Here is a 19,786-nt window from a genome sequence, read left to right on the forward strand (position 1 = left end):
TTTCTTTCGTTCTTCCTACACATCACTCGCGTCGCACTCTCTTCTTTTTTTTTTTTTTCAATGATACGGCACCCCCCGAACCCTCCCCTCTCCTCTTCGTCGGCGGCGTCAGTGGTGTATAAGGGACAGCCCCCGCCCCTGCTCCGTGGCCTGGGCGTGGTGCATGCGGTGGCGGCCGGTGCGCGGGATCTCAAAGAGATTGCCAAGCGCATCGGCACCACCCGCAGCACCACCCACCGCCTGGCCAGTTGCCTGGTGGAGGAGCGCTACCTGCGCGTGGTGCCGCAAGTCGGTTACCTGCTGGGGCCGAAGCTGATCGAACTGGGTTTCCAGGCGCGCGAAGAACTGCCATTGGTGACCCTGGCGGTGCCGTACCTGGACGAGTTGTCGGCGCTGACCGGTGACACCATCCACCTGGCAATCCGCGAATACGACGACGTGCTCTACCTGCACAAGAACCCTGGCCGCAACGGCCCGGAAATGCGCTCGCGGGTCGGCCATCGCATGCCGCTGGCGCGCACCGGCATCGGCAAGGCGTTGTTGTTGGATGACCCGGTAGAAGAGTGGCAGCGCCTGTACGAAGTGAGCCAGCCGGTTGCCGGCAAAAGCCTGCAGTGGCCGCAGCACCCGGAGCAATCCTGGGCGCAGTTCGAGCAGCGCATGCGCGAATACGTGGTGGGTGGTTTTGCGTTCGATCTGGAAGACAACGAACCGTCGATCCGTTGTGTCGCGGCACCGGTGCGCGATGCCAGCCGGCGAATTGTCGCCGGCATCAGCATCGCCAGTACCGTGCCCTACATGCCGCTGGAAAAAATGGCCGAGCTGATCCCTGTGATCAAACAGGTCGCAGCCCGGCTGTCAGCGGAGTTGGGCGCGAAGGCCTGATGATCGTTCCCACGCTCTGCGTGGGAACGCCGCCCCGGACGCTCCGCGTCCAGCGCCATCAGACTTTCAAGGTCGCCATGTCGATGACAAAGCGGTACTTCACGTCGCCGGCGATCATGCGGCTGTAGGCTTCGTTGATGTTGCGGATGTCGAGCATCTCGATGTCGCAGCTGATGCCGTGCTCGGCGCAGAAATCCAGGACTTCCTGGGTTTCGGCAATGCCACCGATCAGCGAACCGGCGAGCACTTTGCGGCCCATGATCAGCTTGGCTGCGTTCACCGGTGGGTCCACCGGTTCGATCAGGCCGACCAGGATGTGCACGCCGTCAAAGCGCAGTACGTCGAGGTAGGGGTTGAGGTCGTGCTGCACCGGGATGGTGTCTAGCAGGAAGTCGAAGTGCCCGGCGGCAGCTTTCATCTGTTCAGCGTCGGTGGACACGATCACATGGTCGGCGCCCTGGCGACGGCCTTCCTCGGCCTTGCTCGCGGAGCGGGTGAACAGGGTCACCTCGGCGCCAATCGCCTTGGCCAGCTTGATGCCCATGTGGCCGAGGCCGCCCATGCCCAACACGCCGACTTTGTCGCCGGCCTTGATGCCGTAGTGCTTGATCGGCGAGTACATGGTCACGCCTGCGCAGAGAATCGGCGCGGCGCTGGCCAGGTCGAGCTTGGCCGGGATCTTCACCACGAAGTGCTCGCTGACGACGATGCTGTCGGAGTAGCCGCCCATGGTGTTGCTGCCGTCGACGCGGTCCGGGGTGGCGTAGGTCATGGTCGGGCCTTCGAGGCAGTATTGCTCCAGGTCCGACTTGCACGCGTCGCAGTGACGGCACGAATCGACCATGCAGCCCACACCGACCAGGTCGCCGACTTTATGCGCAGTGACATTGGCGCCGACCGCGGTGACCTTGCCGACGATCTCGTGGCCCGGCATCAGCGGGTACACGGCGATGCCCCACTCGTTGCGCGCCTGGTGGATATCGGAGTGGCACACGCCGCAGTAGAGGATCTCGATTGCCACATCATCCACGCGCGGGCTGCGGCGCTGGAACGACATGGGGGCGAGGGGAGTGGTGGCCGACTGGGCGGCATAACCGATGGCGGTGTACATGGGGGAACCTCGCAAAAGCAATCACAGGAGAGGCGGCGCATTCTCCGCGCCGGGCCATGCAGCGGCCATGGCGATTGCTCCGAGTCTCATGCCTATTCGTCCGGAGGTGCCCTGTGTTTGGATTTATGTGCCGCCAGACCTGCGATGATGCTCTCATCCCTTTTTCGCGAAGTTTTTTGCCATGTTGTTGACCCGCCATCTCGACGCCAACGCCACGCTGGTCTCCTTGATCGAGGGGCTTACGCCCTGCGACGGTTTCTCCCCGACGAACCTGCCGGGCGTGAAGGTGTTGCGCGCCAGTTGCGATGTGGCACGCGGGCCGCAGATCTATGAGCCAAGCCTGATGTTTGTGGCCCAGGGCAGCAAACTCGCCTATTTGGGCCCGCGCACGCTGGAGTATGGCGCCGGGCATTACCTGATCCAGGCCATGCCGGTGCCGTTCGAATGCGAGACGTTTGCCATGGCGCCGGATGCACCGCTGTACGGGGTGACGGTGGGGATCGATCGCGTGGTACTGGGCGAGTTGGTGATGGCCATGGGCATTCAGGCCGGGCCGCCGCCGACGGCGCAGACGCTGGAGTCGATGAGCTCAGTGGTGCTCGATGACGCCATGCGCGGCTGCGTCGAGCGGCTGTTGCAGTGCCTGCACGATCCGCTGGAAAGCCGGATCATGGGCCCGGCGCGGGTGCGGGAATTGTTGTTCACCGCGCTGCGCGGGCCGCAGGCCGATGTGTTGCGCGCGCTGGTGGAACAGCAAGGGCAGTTTTCACGGATTGCCACGTCGTTGAACCACCTGCATGCGCATTTTGACGAGCCGCTGAATATCGAGACGTTGGCCGGGTATGCGCATATGAGTGCGTCGACCTTTCATGAGCATTTCAAGCGCTGCACGTTGTTGTCGCCGGTGCAGTACCTGAAGCGTTTGCGCTTGTTGAAGGCGCAGCAGTTGCTGCTGGTGGAGGGCATGGGCGTGGCGCAGGCGGCGCACAGTGTGGGGTATCAGAGTACGTCGCAGTTCAGTCGGGAGTACAAGCGCTACTTCGAGCGCAACCCCGGCGAAGAGCGGGCGGCGTAGGTCTTGCTGGCTCAACACGGTCAATGTGGGAGCTGGCTTGCCTGCGATAGCAGTGTTGGATTCACCACCGCTATCGCAGGCAAGCCAGCTCCCACAATTGACCGCACTGTGTCAGTTATAAAAAAGGCTCCCATCTGGGAGCCTTTTTTTGGTCTTACATATTCGGGTAAGTCGGCCCACCCGCGCCTTCCGGCGTAACCCACGTGATGTTCTGCGAAGGGTCCTTGATGTCACAGGTCTTGCAGTGCACGCAGTTCTGGGCGTTGATCTGGAAGCGCTTCTCGCCATCTTCCTTGGTGATCACTTCATACACGCCGGCCGGGCAGTAGCGCTGCGCCGGTTCATCGTAGAGCGGCAGGTTGGTGCCGATCGGGATGCTCGGGTCTTTCAACTTCAAGTGGCACGGCTGCTCTTCTTCATGGTTGGTGCTGGAGAGGAACACCGAGCTCAGCTTGTCGAAGCTCAGCTTGCCGTCGGGTTTCGGGTAGTCGATCTTCTGGCTGTCTTTCGCCAGCTTGAGGCAGGCGTAGTCCGGCTTGGTGTCGTGCAGGGTGAACGGCATCTTGCCGCCGAGGATGTTCTGGTCGAACCAGTTGAAGCCGGCGCCGATGATCGGGCCGAACTTGTGCATCGCCGGGCCGAAGTTGCGGCTGGCGAACAGTTCTTCGTACAACCAGCTGGATTTGAAGCTGTCGACGTAAGCGGTCAGCTCGTCACCGCCTTCGGAGTCGGCGAACAGGCGGTCGGCCACGGCGTCGGCAGCGAGCATGCCGGACTTCATCGCGGTGTGGCTGCCCTTGATCTTGGCGAAGTTCAGGGTGCCTAGGTCGCAACCGATCAGCGCGCCACCGTTGAACACCATCTTCGGCAGCGAGTTCAGGCCGCCTTTGCAGATGGCGCGGGCGCCGTAGCTGATGCGCTTGCCGCCTTCCAGGTACTGGGCCAGCACCGGGTGATGCTTGAGGCGCTGGAACTCATCGAACGGCGACAGGAAGGTGTTGCTGTAGGACAGGTCGACGATCAGGCCCACTACAACCTGGTTGTTTTCCAGGTGATAGAGGAACGAGCCACCGGTGTTTTCGTTCTTCATGATGTCCAGCGGCCAACCAGCGGTGTGCACCACCAGGCCTGGCTGATGCTTGGCCGGGTCGATTTCCCAGATTTCTTTCAGGCCGATGCCGTAGTGCTGGGCGTCGGCGTCGCTGTCCAGGTTGAAGCGCTGGATCAGTTGCTTGCCGATGTGGCCACGGCAGCCTTCGGCGAACAGCGTGTACTTGCCACGCAGCTCCATGCCTGGGGTGTAGACGCCTTCTTTCGGATGGCCTTCACGGTCGACGCCGAGGTCACCGGTGATGATCCCGCGTACCACGCCGTTTTCGTCGAACAGCGCTTCCTGGGCGGCGAAGCCTGGGTAGACTTCCACACCGAGGTTTTCGGCCTGCTGGGCCAGCCAGCGGCACAGGTTGCCCAGCGAGATGATGTAGTTGCCTTCGTTGTGCATGGTCTTGGGCACAAAGAAGTCAGGAACCTTGGTGGACGCTTCGGGGCTGCGCAGTACATAGATGTCATCGCGCACCACCGGGGTGTTGAGCGGGGCGCCGAGTTCTTTCCAGTCCGGGAACAATTCGTTCAGGGCGCGGGGTTCAAACACCGCACCGGAGAGGATGTGGGCGCCGACTTCGGAGCCTTTCTCGACCACGCAGACGCTGATTTCCTTACCGGCTTCGGCGGCCTTCTGCTTCAGTCGGCAGGCGGCAGACAGGCCCGCCGGGCCAGCGCCGACGATGACCACGTCGAATTCCATGTATTCGCGTTCCACAGGTTATCTCCTACTCAAGGCTCAACAGGCTTTTTTTCTAATGGGGTGGAGGTTTGGTGTCGTCTGGCGCGAAGGCCCGACCCACCTTTCTCTCTAGGTGGCGCATTATATATAGACCACTGCTAGCGTCCAATACAAACGTTTGTTTGAATTGGCCGCAGGCTAGGTAAATCAAAGCAACGCGGCTTATGGCTGGCTATTTTGCCGTATTGACCAGAATAGGCGTTCCGGTCAATATACGGTCGGTTTTGCGCTTACCGTAGGCAGACAGCAGGTTTCAAGAGCACGTCCAAAAGCAAGACAGGTGACGCGCGCCGAAACTCGGGCGCGCAGTTTACACGCTGCGATAAAGAATGACCTCTCAGTCACCACTGACGAACGGTCATCATTTCCCGTGAGCAAGGTCATCCGCCGACGTTTTTGGAGGTGCCCTTGTGTGCCGATGAGCATCAACCGCCAGGTTCGCCTAGGCGACTTTCTTTTCACCGGAGAGTAACGAGGAATCCATGAAGGTTCTTGTAGCTGTCAAACGCGTTGTCGATTACAACGTGAAAGTTCGCGTCAAGGCGGACAATTCCGGCGTCGATCTTGCTAACGTCAAGATGTCGATGAACCCTTTCTGTGAAATCGCCGTGGAAGAAGCCGTACGCCTGAAAGAAAAAGGCGTGGCAACTGAAATCGTCGTGGTTTCCATCGGTCCTACCACTGCTCAAGAGCAGCTGCGTACCGCCCTGGCACTGGGTGCCGACCGTGCCATCCTGGTCGAGTCTGCTGAAGACCTGACCTCCCTGGCCGTGGCCAAGCTGCTCAAGGCCGTTGTCGACAAGGAACAGCCTCAGCTGGTGATCCTGGGCAAACAAGCCATCGACAGCGACAACAACCAGACTGGCCAGATGCTGGCTGCACTGACCGGTTACGGCCAGGGCACCTTCGCGTCCAAGGTTGAAGTGAGCGGCGACAGCGTAGCTGTGACCCGTGAAATCGACGGCGGCGCCCAGACCGTTTCCCTGAAACTGCCGGCCATCGTCACCACCGACCTGCGTTTGAACGAGCCGCGCTACGCGTCCCTGCCAAACATCATGAAAGCCAAGAAGAAGCCGCTTGAGTCGGTCACTCCTGAAGCTTTGGGCGTTTCCACCGCCTCTACCAACAAGACTGTAAAAGTTGAAGCGCCGGCTGCACGCAGCGCGGGCATCAAGGTCAAGTCGGTGGCTGAACTGGTCGAGAAACTGAAAAACGAAGCGAAGGTAATCTAATCATGACTATCTTGGTAATCGCTGAACACGACAACAAGGTCGTGGCCCCGGCCACCCTGAACACCGTGGCTGCCGCCGCTAAAATCGGTGGCGACATTCACGTGCTGGTTGCCGGCCAAGGCGCTGGCGCCGTGGCTGAAGCCGCCGCGAAAATCGCTGGCGTGAGCAAGGTACTGCTGGCCGACAACGCCGCGTACGCTCACCAGCTGCCGGAAAACGTTGCCCCGCTGATCGCAGAGCTGGGCGCTGGCTACAGCCACATCCTGGCTGCCGCGACCTCCAATGGCAAAAACATCCTGCCACGCGTTGCCGCGCAGCTGGACGTTGACCAGATCTCCGAGATCATCTCGGTTGAAAGCGCTGATACCTTCAAGCGCCCGATCTACGCCGGTAACGCCATTGCTACCGTGCAATCGACCGCTTCGGTCAAAGTCATCACCGTGCGCGCCACCGGTTTCGATCCGGTTGCCGCCGAAGGTGGTTCGGCTGCCGTTGAGGCCGTCGCTGCTGCCCATAACGCTGGCACCTCCAGCTTTGTCGGCGAAGAGCTGGCCAAGTCGGATCGTCCTGAGCTGACCGCTGCCAAGATCGTCGTTTCCGGCGGCCGTGGCATGCAGAACGGTGACAACTTCAAGCACCTGTACGCCCTGGCCGACAAGCTGGGCGCTGCGGTCGGCGCTTCCCGCGCGGCCGTCGACGCAGGTTTCGTACCCAACGACATGCAGGTCGGCCAGACCGGCAAGATCGTTGCGCCACAGCTGTACATCGCCGTCGGTATCTCCGGCGCGATCCAGCACTTGGCCGGTATGAAAGACTCCAAAGTGATCGTTGCGATCAACAAGGACGAAGAAGCACCGATCTTCCAGGTGGCTGACTACGGCCTGGTCGCGGACTTGTTCGACGCCGTACCTGAGTTGGAGAAGCTGGTCTAATCCAGCCGCTTCACTTATAAAGAGCCCGGTCCTTGTGACCGGGCTTTTTTTTGACTGGCTGGAGAGCTTCCCCATGGAATTGCGTCGCTGGACTGTACTGCTGGGCCTCACGCTGCTGCCAGGCCTGACGCTGGCTGCCGGCAAATGCGAACGCCTGGTGATCACCGGCAGCCCGGACGCACCGCCTTTGCTCTGGCGCGACCCCCAAGACCCCACGCGTCTGATCGGTGCCACCGCCGATGTGTTGCAACAAGTGGCCAAGGACCTCGGCCTGAAGATTGACCTGCTCTACGGCGGCAAACGCTCCCTGGCCCTGGACGAAGTGCGCAGCGGGCGCATGGACATCCTCGCCGATGCGCCGCTGAACCTGGGCGAGTTGGACACCCTCGACTACATCCACCCGGCGCTGGTGCAGACCGATTATCTGGTGTGGACACGCAAGGATTCGGTGCTGGCCTACACCACCGCCGCCGACCTGCACGGCCACAAGGGCGCGGTCTCAGAGCGTGCACGCTTGAGCGCCGGTTTCGAAACCTTCGCCGGCCAGCAACTTACCCTGCAACGCTTGCCCAGCTTGACGCCGGCCTTCCAGAAACTGCTGCTTGGCGAAGTGGACTACGTTCTCGCCGGACGTTACTCCGGCATGGCCATGGCCCAGACCCTGGGGATGAGCAATGACCTGGTAGCGCGTGAAGTGCCGGTCGATCAGCCCGGCCTGTACCTGGCGGTTTCCCACAACTCGGCCTGCAATGATCCGTGGCTGCGCGGACAGTTGGCCAAAAAGATGACAGAATTGTCGGCCTCCGGTGTGGCGCAAGCTGCGTTGCAGAGCAATCTGGAACGTTGGAAAGCGCAATTGCAGCAACCTGTCGGCACCCCAGCAAAGTAAGGATTTTCAGTGACTCTTCGACCTCTTTTCGCGGCCCTCGCCGTTGTAGCTCTGGCGGGATGTGCGAGCGATCCTGCGCCGATTGAACAAATGCGCCTCACCCAGCAAGCCCTGGAACAAGCCAGTGCCGTGGGTGCCAACGCGGATGAATCGCCTGAATTGAAACTGGCCGAAACCAAATTCGCCCGGGCCCAGGGCAGCATGGCTGATGAGTCCTACAAAAACGCGCGCATGCGTGCCGAACAAGCCGAGCTGGATGCGCGCCTGGCCGAAGCCCAAGTGCTGACCCGCAAGAGCCAGGAGCAGTTGAACGTGCTTAACACCCGCATCACGCGCCTGCGCAAGCAGCTGCAGTTGGGAGAAGCCCAATGAGCCCGATGATTCGTGGTCTGAGCTGCGCGTTGCTGGTGAGCAGCGCGGTGCTGGGCGGTTGTGCCAGCCATCCCAACAGTGAGCAGGCGTTGCAGCAGGCGGGCAGCGACTTCCAGAAGGTCAAGGAAGACGCCAACGTGCTGCGGTTCGCGCCCAAGGATGTGATCCGCGCCGGCGAATCCCTGGCCCGCGCCGACCGCCTGTCCAGCTACTGGGGCAGCGGCAACGACGTCGCGCATTACGCTTACCTGAGCCAGCGCTACAGCGCCATCGCCCGCGAGCATACCGAGCAGGCGCTCAACGCCGAACGGGGCGCCAAGCTCGAACTGGAGCGCCAACGCCTGCAACTGGCCCTGCGTGAAAACAAGCTGACCAGCGTGCAGCAGCAGGGCAAATGGCTCGAAGAACAGATCGCCAGCCTGACCACCACCCAGACCGATCGCGGTTTGGTGATGACCCTGGGCGACGTGCTGTTTGATACCGGCGAAGCGGAGCTGAAAAACTCGGCGAACCGCACAGTGTTGAAAATCGTCCAGTTCCTGCAACTGAACCCCAAGCGCGTGGTGCGTATCGAGGGCTACACCGACAGTACCGGTGGCGAGCAGGAAAACGTAAAACTGTCCCGTGACCGCGCGCAATCGGTGGCCGACGTGCTGGTGGACCTGGGTATCGATGAAAAACGCATCCAGGTCGAAGGGTATGGCGACCAGTATCCGGTGGAGGCCAACGCGTCCGAGCGGGGCAGGGCGCAGAACCGTCGGGTGGAGATTGTGTTCTCCGACGAGAAAGGCCAACTGGGCGCTGCTCGCTAAAAGCCAGACACCCATCCAAATGTGAAAGCGAGCCTGTGTGGGAGCGGGCTTGCCCGCGATTGCGGTCGGTCAGTCAAAGATGTTTTTGCTGATACACCGCTATCGCGGGCAAGCCCGCTCCCACATTTTGTTTGGTGTACACCCAAAAAACGCTTCACCACCCCTACAGTTTTTACTGTCACTCCCGCCCGCGCTCGACTATTGTGGCAACTGTCCCCGTACACTTCTAAACTGTGCCGGTATGTTTCACACAAAAATAAAATACCCGTGAAATCGAGTGCTGCGTCATGACCAATCTGTTGCTCTACCAACGTATCGCCCAGCAATTGGCTGAGGATATCCGGCGCGGTGTCTATCAACCGGGCGAGCGCGTGCCTTCGGTGCGCAAGATGAGCTCCCAGCTCAACGTCAGCCACGCCACGGTGTTGCAGGCCTACGCCAACCTGGAAGACCAGGGGCTGATCCGCGCGCGGCCGCAGTCCGGCTACTACGTGCACCAGACGCCCGCACTCACCGCGCCGACGCCAGACATCGCCCGTGTAGAGCGCCCAGGGTTGGTCACCCGCAGCAGCATCATCCAGCAGGTATTGGTCGAGTCGCGCCGCGAAGGCGTGTTCCCGTTGGGCGCCGCCGTGCCGAGTGTCGATTACTTGCCGGTGCGCGCACTGCACCAGCAGTTGGCCAAGGTCACGCGCTTCCAGAGCCCACGGGCGTTCAGCTACATGTTCAGCCCCGGTTTCGAGCCGCTGCGCCGCCAGGTGGCGATCCGCATGCGCGATGCGGGCGTGGTGGTGGACCCGTCCGAAGTGGTGATCACCCACGGTTGCGTGGACGCGTTGCAGATGTCGCTGCGGGTGCTGACGCGCCCCGGCGACCTGATCGCTGCGGAATCGCCGACTTATTACGGCTTGCTGCAATTGGCTGACCTGCTCGGCCTCAAGGTCATCGAAATTCCCAGCGACCCGGCGTCCGGCATGAGCCTGGAAGCCCTGCAACTGGCGGCCAACCAATGGTCGATCAAGGCCCTGGTGCTGACCACACGCCTGAGCAATCCCCTGGGCGGCACCATGCCCGAGGAACGGCAGAAACAGTTGCTGCGCCTGGCCTCGGATTTCGATATCCAGATCGTCGAGGATGATATCTACGGCGAGCTGATGTTCGAAGTCGGCCGCACCAAGGCCCTGAAAGCCTATGACCGCCTGGATCGGGTGATCTACTGCTCGAGCTTTTCCAAGACCTTGTCCCCCGGCGTGCGCATCGGCTGGATGATTGCCGGCAAGTACCAGCAGGAAATCCAGCGCTTGCAGATGTTCAGCACCCACTCGGCGTGCAGCGTCACGCAGATGGGCGTTGCGGCCTACCTGGAGAACGGTGGTTATGATCGCCACCTGCGCTACATCCGCCAGGAATACCGCAAGAACCTCAACGCCTTCCAGCTGGCGGTGCAGCAGTATTTCCCCGAAGGCACGCAGATGACCCGCCCCAGTGGTGGTTTTATCCTGTGGGTCAGTTTGCCGGGGCGGGTCAATACCCAGGAACTGCACGTACGCGCCCTGCAACAGGGCATCAGCATTGCGCCGGGGTTGATATTCAGTAACACCGAGCAGTTCAACCACTGTATTCGCCTCAACTGCGGCACGCCGTGGAACCGCGAGGCAGAGCGCGCGCTGATGACCTTGGGGATGCTCGCCAGCCAGTTGTGCCAGGAAACCGCAGCGGGCTTTTGAACCCCGGAACGGGGGCATGATCGGTAGCGGGCTAATCACCACGCTTGTCATGCCGCGCACAACAAGCGAGCATATGGCCCTCTGCCGTTAATGCTGTTGGCGATATGACCTCTATTTTTCGTGTTGTCTGGGTGATTGGCCTGCTAAGCCTGTGCAACGTCGGCACCGTGCTGGCGGCGGCGCCTGTGACGGAACGCGCGCCTGTCGCTGCCGAGCAAAAGACGCCGGCGAAAAAAGCCCCGGTGGCGAAAAAGAAAGCCCCTGCAGTGAAAAAGCGCGCAGCGAAAGCCAGCAAGTCCGCCAGTGAAGTGGCCCAGACTAAATTGCCACCGGCACAGTTGGACCTGTCCCTGCCTTCGGACATGGTCAGGCACTTGCAGCCCATTGGCACCATGCCCAAACCCAAGAGCGTGCCCTTGCTGCCGCCGATGTTCGGTGAGAAACCCACCGACAACAGCGCCTTCCAGATCAACGGTCGCCTGCTCAGCAATGAGATGAAGTTGCAATTGCGCAACGAAGAACGCCGTGAAGTGGAAGGCGCAGCGTTGGAATTCGAGTTCAAGCAGTAAACTTTTCCCACAAACGTGACGGCGCCCTTCGACCATCTGTCGCAGACTGGTCAGTCACTTTTGTTTTCTGCGAAAAACCCCTGTTAGACCATTTTAAAACGGCTGTTTAAGGGCGTACTCTAGCCCGGCCATCCACATTGAGTCGTCGAGGACCTGCTGGTCATGAAATGCCGTGAAGGCTGTGGCGCTTGCTGCATCGCCCCCTCCATCAGTTCGCCACTCCCCGGGATGCCACAGGGCAAACCGGCGGGCGAACGCTGCCTGCACCTGTCGGTCGAACAGCTGTGCCAACTGTTCGGGCAACCGGAGCGACCGGCGGTGTGCAGTGATTTCAAGGCGGATATCGAGGTCTGCGGCACCGACCAGGCCGATGCGATCCGTTTGATCGGCTGGTGGGAGCAGATGACGGCGGCTTGATGGGCTTTACTATCGGAACTTCAACAATAAGGAATACAACAATGGGTTCGCTGAAACGAATGGCTGTGTTGTGCGGTTTTACGGTGATGTTTGCTGTCACTGCCCAGGCTGAGGATTGGCAGGTCGCCAAGGACGAAGACGGGATCAAGGTGTCGTTGAGCGAAGTCGCCGGCTCCAAGTACAAGGCGTATCGCGGTGTGACCACGATCAAGGCGCCGGTGGCCAAGATCCAGGCACTGCAAGAAGACGTGGCGGGCGCCTGCTCCTGGATTCACGAGTGCAAATCGCAAAAACTGCTCAAGCAGGAAGGCGACAAGAGCTGGACCTACACCCAGTTCAAGGCACCGTTCCCGGTGACCGACCGTGATTCCATCCTGGAGATCACCACCTCCAAGGCCGCCGATGGCACGCTCACCCGCAAGCTGCTGGAAGTGCCCACCTATCAGCCGGAAGTCAAAGGCTATGTGCGTGTCGCCCAGGTCGAAGGTTTCTGGAAGCTGGTGCCCAAAGGCGACAACCTGACCGAAGTCACCTATCAGGTACACACCGAGCCAGGCGGCAGCGTGCCATCGTGGTTGGCCAACAAGTTCGTGGTGGACGCGCCGTTCAACACCTTGAAAGCCCTCAAGGATCACGCTGAGAAGTAAGCGCAGTTGATCAGGTGTCTCCGGCCTTGAGTGGAACGTTTGGCGAACCCTCAAGGTCCAGATAGATGTGAGCCCATACACGGGCTTTATCGAGGAGGCACCGATGCAAACGTGGAAAATTACCTTCGTTGACGATCACGGCGAGACCTCGGTGGAGCAGTTCGCCTGCGCTGAAAAACCCAGCCTTGAAGACGCTGCGCACATGATCCGCAACAAGCTGGTACCGGTGGCCGCCGAACTCGACCTCAATGATCTTGAGGGGCGCAAGCCCGAGCCAACGGTCAAAATCCTCAAAGACCAGAACAGCATTCAAATCCTCGACATCTCGCCAGCCGCCTGAACATTTCCTGCTTGCCATTAAAGCGCCTCTGGTGGAGGTGATAGCTTCGCGCTACTCTGCAATCGAGATCAGCGAATGAATCGCTAAGGTCTGGTCTTGTCAGCTACATGCTTGTTTTCCAGCGGTGTTGTCATTGCCGTAGTACCCACGCCATTGCGGCGTGGGCTCCGGGAAGCACGGAAAGTCTATCCATCGGTTAGAGGAGCACTTTTCATGAGCACAGCCTATCAAGAAGACATCAGCACCAACGTTCTGCGCCGCATGAAAGAAGGCGGCTTCGACTTCTCGCGTTTTCACCCCATCGAGTTCTACGCCATTTTCCCGGATGAGGAACGGGCGCGCAGGGCTGCGGGTGAGTTTCGTGGGGAATCCCTGAATGCCCAGGTCAGTGCGCGCGACGATGGTGCCTGGTACCTGGAACTGAGCAAGATCATGTTCGCCACCTACGACGGCATAGGCGACTTCGAGCAAGACTTTGAAGCCGTGGTTGAACCGCTGGGCGGGATTATCGAAGGTTGGGGCGTCAAGCAGGAGGTGCGTGGGTTACCCATGTAGCAGTATGAGAAACACAGCGTATCGGCTGACCTTTGGGTCGGCCGATTTTGTTTGTGCCGTAGGAAAACTTTTCGGAACTTGCGAACCCTTTTTCAGCACCAAAAAAAAGCCACCCAGCGAGGGTGGCCTAAAGGGAAGAGCGATGTGCTGAAAGGAGCGGGTTCAGCAGATGAGCGCGATTATCCGGCGGCGTAGCCGGGCAGTGAAATCAACTCTGGCTATGCTGTTGATAGTCAAAGCTCGCATTGCGATGAAGCGTACGACAGGACAGCGGGCATTCTGCGCACCAGGACGGTGCGGGTGGATTTCTGTTTTTATTCAACTCACTGATTTTTAAGTGTTTATGCCGCTGGCACGGGCCTTGCGATGGTTCTTGCGTCCGGGTGACAAGGAGTACGGCATGATCCGCACTTATTACGATGAAATGTACGATGGGGCAGGGCAGGTCCGCCCTCATTACCGCGAATTCGCCCGCTGGTTGGCCGAAACCCCCGCTGAACTGCTGGCCCAGCGCCGGCGCGAAGCCGATTTGCTGTTTCACCGCGCCGGGATCACCTTCACCCTTTACGGCGACGAACAGGGCACCGAGCGCCTGATTCCCTTCGACACGATCCCGCGCAGCATTCCTGCCAGCGAATGGCGGATTGTCGAGCGCGGATGCATCCAGCGGGTCAAAGCGTTGAACATGTTTCTCGCCGACCTTTACCACGAGCAACGCATCATCAAGGCCGGGATCATCCCTGCTGAACAGGTGCTGGCCAACGAGCAGTACCAGTTGGCGATGCAGGGCCTGGACCTGCACCGCGACCTGTATTCCCACATCTCCGGGGTCGATCTCGTACGTGATGGCGACGGCACCTACTACGTGCTCGAAGACAACCTGCGTACCCCCAGCGGCGTCAGCTACATGCTCGAAGACCGCAAGATGATGATGCGCCTGTTCCCCGAACTGTTCGCTGCCCAGCGCATCGCCCCCATCGACCATTACCCCAACCTGTTGCTCGACACCCTGAAAAGCTCCAGCCCCCTGGACAACCCCAGCGTGGTGGTGCTGACGCCGGGGCGCTTCAACAGCGCGTTTTTCGAGCATGCCTTCCTGGCCCGGGAAATGGGCGTGGAACTGGTGGAAGGCGCCGACCTGTTCGTGCGCGACGACCGCGTCTTCATGCGCACCACCGACGGCCCCAAAGCGGTGGACGTGATCTATCGCCGCCTCGACGACGCCTTCCTCGATCCGCTGGCGTTCAACCCCGACTCGATGCTCGGCGTGCCCGGCCTGCTCGCGGCCTATCGCTGCGGCAACGTCGTGCTGGCGAACGCCATCGGCACCGGGGTCGCGGATGACAAGTCGGTGTACCCCTTCGTCACCGATATGATCCGTTTTTACCTGGATGAAGAACCGATCCTGAAGAACGTTCCTACATTCCAGTGTCGTAAGCCCGAAGAACTGTCCCACGTGCTGGCCAACCTGCCGGATCTGGTCGTGAAGGAAACCCAAGGCTCCGGCGGCTACGGCATGCTGGTGGGACCCGCGTCTACCGCCGCAGAGATCGAAGCCTTCCGCGCGCGCATCAAGGCTAAGCCCCACGCCTATATCGCCCAGCCCACCCTGTGTTTGTCCACGTGCCCGACCTTTGTCGAAAACGGCATCGCGCCGCGCCATATCGACCTGCGCCCGTTCGTCTTGTCCGGCAAGGAAACCCGCGTTGTGCCGGGCGGCTTGACCCGCGTGGCGCTGCGCGAAGGCTCGCTGGTGGTCAACTCGTCCCAGGGTGGCGGCACCAAAGACACTTGGGTGGTGGAGGACTGATGCCATGCTGAGTAGAACTGCTTCGGATCTGTACTGGATGTCGCGCTACCTGGAGCGCGCGGAAAACCTCGCGCGCATGCTCGATGTCAGCTATTCGCTGTCGCTGATGCCCCAGGATGGGCGCGGTGATGGCCTGCATGAACTGGCGATGCCGCTGCTGATCACCGGCACCCTGGATGATTACCGCGAGCGCCACGGCGAACTGCACGCCGAACACCTGCTGCACTTTTTCGCCCTGGATGCGGCCAACCCGGCGAGCATCTACAGCTGCCTCGGTGCGGCGCGGGCCAGCGCCCATGCCGTGCGTGGGCGAATCACCGCCGACATGTGGGAAAACATCAACGCCACTTGGCTGGATATCCGCGATATCGCCCAGCAAGGCTTGAGCCGCTACGGCATGAGCCGATTTTGTGAGTGGGTCAAGGAGCGCTCCCACCTGTTTCGCGGCGCGACCTACGGCACCATCATGCGCAACGACGCCTTTCGGTTTATTCGCCTGGGCACCTTTATCGAGCGGGCCGACAACACCCTGCGCCTGCTGGATGCGCGCTACGAAATGGCCGGTGACCAGGCTGCCGCAGTCACCGACGGCACGGCCCACGCCTACTATCAATGGAGCGCCTTGCTGCGCGCGCTGTCGTCGTTCGAGGCCTACACCGAGATCTACCGTGATGCGCCTGGCGCGCGGCAAGTCGCCGAGTTGCTGCTGTTGCGCGCCGATGTGCCGCGTTCGCTGCGCGCCTGCAGCGAGGAAATCGACCAGATCCTCGCCAGCCTGCCCGGCCTCAACGGCCGCCCGGCCCAGCGCCTGGCCGCCGAGATGGACGCGCGCCTGCGCTTTACCGCCATCGATGAAATCCTCGAGGAAGGCCTGCATGCCTGGCTGACCGACTTTATCCCCTTGGTGCGCCAATTGGGCGACGCCATCTACAGTTCCTACCTGGAGGCCGCATGAGACTCTCCATCAGCCACGAAACCACCTACCACTACGACGACCAGGTTCGCGCCAGCATCCAGTACCTGCGCCTTACGCCCCACGACAGCGAGCGCCAGCACGTCCTCAGTTGGCAACTCGACCTGCCACGCCCGGTGCGCGCCCAAGTGGACCCGTTCGGCAATATCCTGCACGTGCTGACCCTGGACGAACCCCACGACGCCATCATTATCGGCGCCCGTGGCCAAGTGGACATTGACGAGCTGCGCGAGGCCGAACACGAGAGCCAGTCGGCGTTCCCCTTCCTGCGCAGCACCCGCCTGACCGAGGCCGACGAGGCCCTGCGAGGCTTTGCCCGGCAACACTGCCAGCAACGTCGCGACCGCAGCGCGTTGATTGACCTGATGCAGGCCCTCAACCACTCGATGGTCTATACACCCGGCGCCACCGAAGTCGACACCAGCGCCGCCGAAGCCTTCGCCGGCCGTGCGGGCGTGTGCCAGGACCACACCCACGCGTTCCTGGCCTGCGCCCGCAGCCTGGGGGTGCCCGCGCGGTATGTATCGGGGTATTTGTACACAGAAGACAGCGCGCACCTGGCCAGTCACGCCTGGGCCGAAGCCTGGCTGGATGACGCCTGGTACAGCTTTGACGTGACCAACAGGCTCGCACGGCCCGAGCGGCATCTGAAGCTGGCCGTGGGCCTGGACTACCTCGACGCCTGCCCGGTGCGCGGCATGCGCCGTGGCGGCGGGCATGAGCAGATGCATGCCAAGGTGTTTGTGGCGCCGACGCCGGTGATTGCTGTGCAGCAGCAATAATCTCCAGAGCGGAGCAGAGCAACTGTGGGGCGGGCTTGTGTGGGAGCGGGCTTGCTCGCGAAGGCGGTGGTTCAGTTAGAACATCTTTGACTGACCCACCGCCTTCGCGAGCAAGCCCGCTCCCACAGGGGGACTGCTCTGGGTTCAAGGCTGTTGTTTACGCCCCGACATATGTTTCAGATAACTCACTAATAAATCCAACTCGCTGTCCGGCAACACACTGGCCGCAAACCCTGGCATCTTCGCCTGCGGCCAGTGCCTTAGGCTTTGCGGGTCACGGATGTAACGCTTGAGGAAATCGCCGCCGAAATATTCCGTTGGGTTGTAGGGAATATTCAGGTCCGGCCCTACCTGCGCATCGCCAGCGCCATTGAGCCGGTGACAGGCCAGGCAATTCTTCTGGAACAGCGCAAAGCCCTGGTTGATCGGATCGGCGGCGGCCAGTTTCGGGTCCGGCAACAGCGCCGGAAAACGCTCTGCAACGGTCTTCAACTGCTTGATCGCGGACATCTGGAACGGCCACTGCTCCGGGCTGATATGGCCGGCTTGCGGGTCCGTCCACACCAGGTAAAACGGCCCAGCGCTCGGTTTGCCCGGCGCCAGTGCGGGCCATGGGTGGGCTGGGTCCTCCACCGCCAGCCAGGCGCGGGCGCCATGGGTTTCCAGCAACGGGGCAGCAGCGAGTTCGGCGGCGAACCCATCCAGGGCAACCGCTTGCAGATGGCTCTGCGGGTCAAGGCCCGGTAGGAGTACCGCCAGGGGCACTGCGCGATAGGTCATGCTGCGCTTGTAGGAAACGTCATCGACTATCTGCACCGTTTGCGCATCCGGATGCTTGAGCAACTCGGCGGTCTGCCAGGTCTTGCTGGCGTGGTCCAGCTCGACGGTCAATTGCGCCGCAGCGACAGGCAGGGTGAAGAACAAGGCGAGGAGGGCGAGGATCGATTTCAAGAGGAAGGCCCGATACAAAGTGGCGATGGCGCCCACGATACCGGAAATGCGCAGGCAAAAAGACAGCGCCTGCAACAGGACCGCTATGCGCAATGTCCCGGCAGGCGCTGCCAAAAGCTGCAGTCCTGATGCTGTGTGTGCACGGAATGTGTGGGCTGAAGGGTCACCCAATGACCTTGGTCAGATTGGGCAAGATCAGAATCAGTGTGGTGGCGAACAGAATAAGTCCCGCCTGACGTACTTTCGAATGTTTGAACATGGCTGACTGCCTTTTGTTGTTATTCCTGAGCGTCAAATACGTGCCGGTCAATTTCAGTATCACGCTGTGGCGTGACACTTTTCTTACAGCTGCTCCAGCAAAACCCGGCAGCAACTTCCTACTGATTCAACCTTAGAGCCCTCGTTCTGCGTGGCTTAGATCCATTTCATATCAGCTAATCAATATTTTAGCTAAAAAAGGCATGAGGCTTAACGCCATCTTGGCGCCAGACCGTTGGCTAGACAGCTAAAACGATTAACCCGCTGATGGCGTATGTTGCCTACCGTTCGTCCGAGCATGGGTGTCAAAAGCAATGAGCGCATCCGTCATTGAAACCGTGTCAATCGGGCCTAAGGTAAGGGGCACACATGCACAGCGGTTCGAGGACGTCATGACCCAAGCTTTGATCTTTGATGCGATACGCACGCCCCGTGGCAAAGGCAAGGCCGACGGCGCCTTGCACAGCGTCAAGCCGGTAAACCTGGTGGCGGGCCTGCTCAGCGCGCTGGCGCGGCGCACGGACCTCGACACGCACCAGGTGGATGACATCGTCCTCGGTTGCGTCACCCCGGTGGGCGACCAAGGCGCCGACATCGCCAAGACCGCCGCGCTGGTGGCCGACTGGGACATCAGCGTCGCCGGCGTGCAGGTCAATCGCTTCTGCGCCTCGGGCCTGGAAGCGGTGAACCTCGGCGCGATGAAGGTACGTTCCGGCTTTGAAGACCTGGTGGTGGTCGGTGGCGTCGAGTCCATGTCCCGCGTGCCCATGGGCAGCGACGGTGGCGCCTGGGTGCTGGACCCACAAACCAACCTGCACAGCCACTTCACGCCACAGGGCATCGGCGCGGATCTGATCGCGACCCTGGAAGGCTTCTCGCGCCAGGATGTGGACGCCTTCGCCCTACATTCCCAGCAGAAAGCGGCCAGGGCCCGTGCAGACGGTTCCTTCAACAAGTCGCTGATCGCGGTGCAGGACCAGAACGGCATCGTCCTGCTCGACCACGATGAGTTCATTCGTGGCGACTCCACCCTCGAAGGCCTCGGTAAGCTCAAGCCAAGCTTTGAAATGATCGGGCAGATGGGCTTCGACGCCACCGCACTGCGGGTCTACAGCCATGTGGAGCGCATCAACCACGTACACACCCCTGGCAACAGTTCCGGGATTGTCGACGGCGCCGCGTTGATGCTGATCGGCTCCGAAGCCAAGGGCCGCGAGTTGGGCCTGCGACCCCGGGCGCGCATCGTCGCCACGGCGGTGACAGGCACCGACCCGACCATCATGCTCACCGGCCCTGCGCCGGCGACGCGCAAGGCCCTGGCCAAGGCCGGCCTGCGCGTGGAAGACATCGACCTGTTTGAAGTCAACGAAGCGTTTGCTTCTGTCGTCCTCAAATTCATCAAGGACATGGGCATCGACGCCGCCCGGGTCAACGTCAACGGCGGCTCCATCGCCATGGGCCACCCCTTGGGCGCCACCGGCTGCGCGACTCTCGGCACCTTGCTCGATGAACTGGAAACACGCCAGCAGCGCTACGGCCTGGCCACCCTGTGTGTCGGCGGTGGCATGGGCATCGCCACCATTATCGAACGGCTCTGAGCCCAAGG

The 19,786-nt window shown here is 61.1% G+C and carries 20 protein-coding genes; 17 read left to right on the plus strand and 3 right to left on the minus strand.

Annotated elements, in window-relative coordinates; translation table 11 throughout:
• Nucleotides 1-114 precede the first annotated feature (114 nt).
• Nucleotides 115-885, plus strand: a complete 771-nt coding sequence (locus tag J1G37_RS24385) for an IclR family transcriptional regulator (protein WP_347402354.1) — start codon at nucleotides 115-117, stop codon at nucleotides 883-885.
• A gap of 58 nt (nucleotides 886-943) precedes the next feature.
• Here J1G37_RS24385 and J1G37_RS24390 read toward each other — a convergent pair whose 3' ends face one another.
• On the minus strand, nucleotides 944-1,996 hold the full coding sequence (locus J1G37_RS24390; protein WP_122428206.1) for an NAD(P)-dependent alcohol dehydrogenase: 1,053 nt from the start codon (nucleotides 1,994-1,996) through the stop codon (nucleotides 944-946).
• A 181-nt stretch (nucleotides 1,997-2,177) separates the two neighbouring features.
• Here J1G37_RS24390 and J1G37_RS24395 point away from each other — a divergent pair, with 181 nt between their 5' ends.
• Nucleotides 2,178-3,071 (plus strand): AraC family transcriptional regulator, encoded by an 894-nt coding sequence (locus J1G37_RS24395; protein WP_124526694.1) that lies wholly within the window; start codon nucleotides 2,178-2,180, stop codon nucleotides 3,069-3,071.
• A gap of 154 nt (nucleotides 3,072-3,225) precedes the next feature.
• Here the strand turns inward: J1G37_RS24395 and J1G37_RS24400 are convergent, their stop codons facing one another.
• Complete coding sequence (locus J1G37_RS24400) at nucleotides 3,226-4,890, minus strand: electron transfer flavoprotein-ubiquinone oxidoreductase (protein WP_017739254.1); 1,665 nt, start codon at nucleotides 4,888-4,890, stop codon at nucleotides 3,226-3,228.
• Between the two features lie 506 nt (nucleotides 4,891-5,396).
• On the opposite strand from J1G37_RS24400, the gene J1G37_RS24405 reads away from it, so the two are divergent.
• From J1G37_RS24405 to J1G37_RS24470, 14 genes are all read left to right on the plus strand, one after another.
• Complete coding sequence (locus J1G37_RS24405) at nucleotides 5,397-6,146, plus strand: electron transfer flavoprotein subunit beta/FixA family protein (protein ID WP_017138339.1); 750 nt, start codon at nucleotides 5,397-5,399, stop codon at nucleotides 6,144-6,146.
• A gap of 2 nt (nucleotides 6,147-6,148) precedes the next feature.
• Entirely contained in the window at nucleotides 6,149-7,078 is a 930-nt protein-coding gene (locus tag J1G37_RS24410) for an FAD-binding protein (protein ID WP_207045894.1), read from the plus strand.
• A gap of 73 nt (nucleotides 7,079-7,151) precedes the next feature.
• Nucleotides 7,152-7,967, plus strand: a complete 816-nt coding sequence (locus J1G37_RS24415) for a transporter substrate-binding domain-containing protein (RefSeq protein WP_207045896.1) — start codon at nucleotides 7,152-7,154, stop codon at nucleotides 7,965-7,967.
• A gap of 9 nt (nucleotides 7,968-7,976) precedes the next feature.
• Nucleotides 7,977-8,339 (plus strand): DUF4398 domain-containing protein, encoded by a 363-nt coding sequence (locus J1G37_RS24420; protein ID WP_207045897.1) that lies wholly within the window; start codon nucleotides 7,977-7,979, stop codon nucleotides 8,337-8,339.
• Entirely contained in the window at nucleotides 8,336-9,151 is an 816-nt protein-coding gene (locus J1G37_RS24425) for an OmpA family protein (RefSeq protein ID WP_207045898.1), read from the plus strand. Before J1G37_RS24420 ends, J1G37_RS24425 begins: the two co-directional genes overlap by 4 nt.
• Before the next feature lie 287 nt (nucleotides 9,152-9,438).
• Nucleotides 9,439-10,878: a PLP-dependent aminotransferase family protein gene (locus J1G37_RS24430; protein WP_017739249.1), complete on the plus strand. Its 1,440-nt coding sequence runs from the start codon at nucleotides 9,439-9,441 to the stop codon at nucleotides 10,876-10,878.
• 104 nt (nucleotides 10,879-10,982) lie between these two features.
• Nucleotides 10,983-11,447 carry a translation initiation factor 2 gene (locus tag J1G37_RS24435; RefSeq protein WP_207045899.1) on the plus strand — a complete coding sequence of 155 codons (465 nt, stop codon included), beginning with the start codon at nucleotides 10,983-10,985 and terminating at the stop codon, nucleotides 11,445-11,447.
• A 162-nt stretch (nucleotides 11,448-11,609) separates the two neighbouring features.
• Nucleotides 11,610-11,864 carry a YkgJ family cysteine cluster protein gene (locus tag J1G37_RS24440; RefSeq protein WP_026137112.1) on the plus strand — a complete coding sequence of 85 codons (255 nt, stop codon included), beginning with the start codon at nucleotides 11,610-11,612 and terminating at the stop codon, nucleotides 11,862-11,864.
• 41 nt (nucleotides 11,865-11,905) lie between these two features.
• Nucleotides 11,906-12,511 (plus strand): START domain-containing protein, encoded by a 606-nt coding sequence (locus J1G37_RS24445; RefSeq protein ID WP_207045902.1) that lies wholly within the window; start codon nucleotides 11,906-11,908, stop codon nucleotides 12,509-12,511.
• Between the two features lie 103 nt (nucleotides 12,512-12,614).
• On the plus strand, nucleotides 12,615-12,851 hold the full coding sequence (locus J1G37_RS24450) for a hypothetical protein (RefSeq protein ID WP_207045904.1): 237 nt from the start codon (nucleotides 12,615-12,617) through the stop codon (nucleotides 12,849-12,851).
• Nucleotides 12,852-13,064: 213 nt separating this feature from the next.
• Nucleotides 13,065-13,406: a ribonuclease E inhibitor RraB gene (locus tag J1G37_RS24455; RefSeq protein ID WP_015885395.1), complete on the plus strand. Its 342-nt coding sequence runs from the start codon at nucleotides 13,065-13,067 to the stop codon at nucleotides 13,404-13,406.
• Nucleotides 13,407-13,806: 400 nt separating this feature from the next.
• Nucleotides 13,807-15,216, plus strand: coding sequence for a circularly permuted type 2 ATP-grasp protein (locus tag J1G37_RS24460; protein ID WP_207045906.1), 1,410 nt, complete (start codon nucleotides 13,807-13,809; stop codon nucleotides 15,214-15,216).
• Nucleotides 15,217-15,220: 4 nt separating this feature from the next.
• On the plus strand, nucleotides 15,221-16,171 hold the full coding sequence (locus tag J1G37_RS24465) for an alpha-E domain-containing protein (RefSeq protein WP_026137110.1): 951 nt from the start codon (nucleotides 15,221-15,223) through the stop codon (nucleotides 16,169-16,171).
• Entirely contained in the window at nucleotides 16,168-16,971 is an 804-nt protein-coding gene (locus tag J1G37_RS24470; RefSeq protein WP_207045908.1) for a transglutaminase family protein, read from the plus strand. Before J1G37_RS24465 ends, J1G37_RS24470 begins: the two co-directional genes overlap by 4 nt.
• 144 nt (nucleotides 16,972-17,115) lie before the next feature.
• On the opposite strand, the gene J1G37_RS24475 is transcribed toward J1G37_RS24470, so the two are convergent.
• On the minus strand, nucleotides 17,116-17,922 hold the full coding sequence (locus tag J1G37_RS24475; protein WP_207045943.1) for a cytochrome c: 807 nt from the start codon (nucleotides 17,920-17,922) through the stop codon (nucleotides 17,116-17,118).
• A 650-nt stretch (nucleotides 17,923-18,572) separates the two neighbouring features.
• On the opposite strand from J1G37_RS24475, the gene J1G37_RS24480 reads away from it, so the two are divergent.
• A complete protein-coding gene (locus J1G37_RS24480; RefSeq protein WP_207045909.1) occupies nucleotides 18,573-19,778 on the plus strand; it encodes an acetyl-CoA C-acetyltransferase in 1,206 nt (401 codons plus the stop codon).
• Nucleotides 19,779-19,786 lie beyond the last annotated feature (8 nt).

The sequence above is a fragment of the Pseudomonas sp. Marseille-Q1929 genome (genome assembly GCF_017316265.1).
GTDB lineage: Bacteria > Pseudomonadota > Gammaproteobacteria > Pseudomonadales > Pseudomonadaceae > Aquipseudomonas.

What these genes read in the sequence shown, in the direction of transcription:
- J1G37_RS24390 (WP_122428206.1), bottom strand. Translation starts at nt 1,996, where the DNA reads ATGTACACCGCCATCGGTTATGCCGCCCAGTCGGCCACCACTCCCCTC.
- J1G37_RS24395 (WP_124526694.1), top strand. Translation starts at nt 2,178, where the DNA reads ATGTTGTTGACCCGCCATCTCGACGCCAACGCCACGCTGGTCTCCTTG.
- J1G37_RS24405 (WP_017138339.1), top strand. Translation starts at nt 5,397, where the DNA reads ATGAAGGTTCTTGTAGCTGTCAAACGCGTTGTCGATTACAACGTGAAA.
- J1G37_RS24410 (WP_207045894.1), top strand. Translation starts at nt 6,149, where the DNA reads ATGACTATCTTGGTAATCGCTGAACACGACAACAAGGTCGTGGCCCCG.
- J1G37_RS24415 (WP_207045896.1), top strand. Translation starts at nt 7,152, where the DNA reads ATGGAATTGCGTCGCTGGACTGTACTGCTGGGCCTCACGCTGCTGCCA.
- J1G37_RS24425 (WP_207045898.1), top strand. Translation starts at nt 8,336, where the DNA reads ATGAGCCCGATGATTCGTGGTCTGAGCTGCGCGTTGCTGGTGAGCAGC.
- J1G37_RS24430 (WP_017739249.1), top strand. Translation starts at nt 9,439, where the DNA reads ATGACCAATCTGTTGCTCTACCAACGTATCGCCCAGCAATTGGCTGAG.
- J1G37_RS24435 (WP_207045899.1), top strand. Translation starts at nt 10,983, where the DNA reads ATGACCTCTATTTTTCGTGTTGTCTGGGTGATTGGCCTGCTAAGCCTG.
- J1G37_RS24440 (WP_026137112.1), top strand. Translation starts at nt 11,610, where the DNA reads ATGAAATGCCGTGAAGGCTGTGGCGCTTGCTGCATCGCCCCCTCCATC.
- J1G37_RS24445 (WP_207045902.1), top strand. Translation starts at nt 11,906, where the DNA reads ATGGGTTCGCTGAAACGAATGGCTGTGTTGTGCGGTTTTACGGTGATG.
- J1G37_RS24450 (WP_207045904.1), top strand. Translation starts at nt 12,615, where the DNA reads ATGCAAACGTGGAAAATTACCTTCGTTGACGATCACGGCGAGACCTCG.
- J1G37_RS24455 (WP_015885395.1), top strand. Translation starts at nt 13,065, where the DNA reads ATGAGCACAGCCTATCAAGAAGACATCAGCACCAACGTTCTGCGCCGC.
- J1G37_RS24460 (WP_207045906.1), top strand. Translation starts at nt 13,807, where the DNA reads ATGATCCGCACTTATTACGATGAAATGTACGATGGGGCAGGGCAGGTC.
- J1G37_RS24465 (WP_026137110.1), top strand. Translation starts at nt 15,221, where the DNA reads ATGCTGAGTAGAACTGCTTCGGATCTGTACTGGATGTCGCGCTACCTG.
- J1G37_RS24470 (WP_207045908.1), top strand. Translation starts at nt 16,168, where the DNA reads ATGAGACTCTCCATCAGCCACGAAACCACCTACCACTACGACGACCAG.
- J1G37_RS24480 (WP_207045909.1), top strand. Translation starts at nt 18,573, where the DNA reads ATGACCCAAGCTTTGATCTTTGATGCGATACGCACGCCCCGTGGCAAA.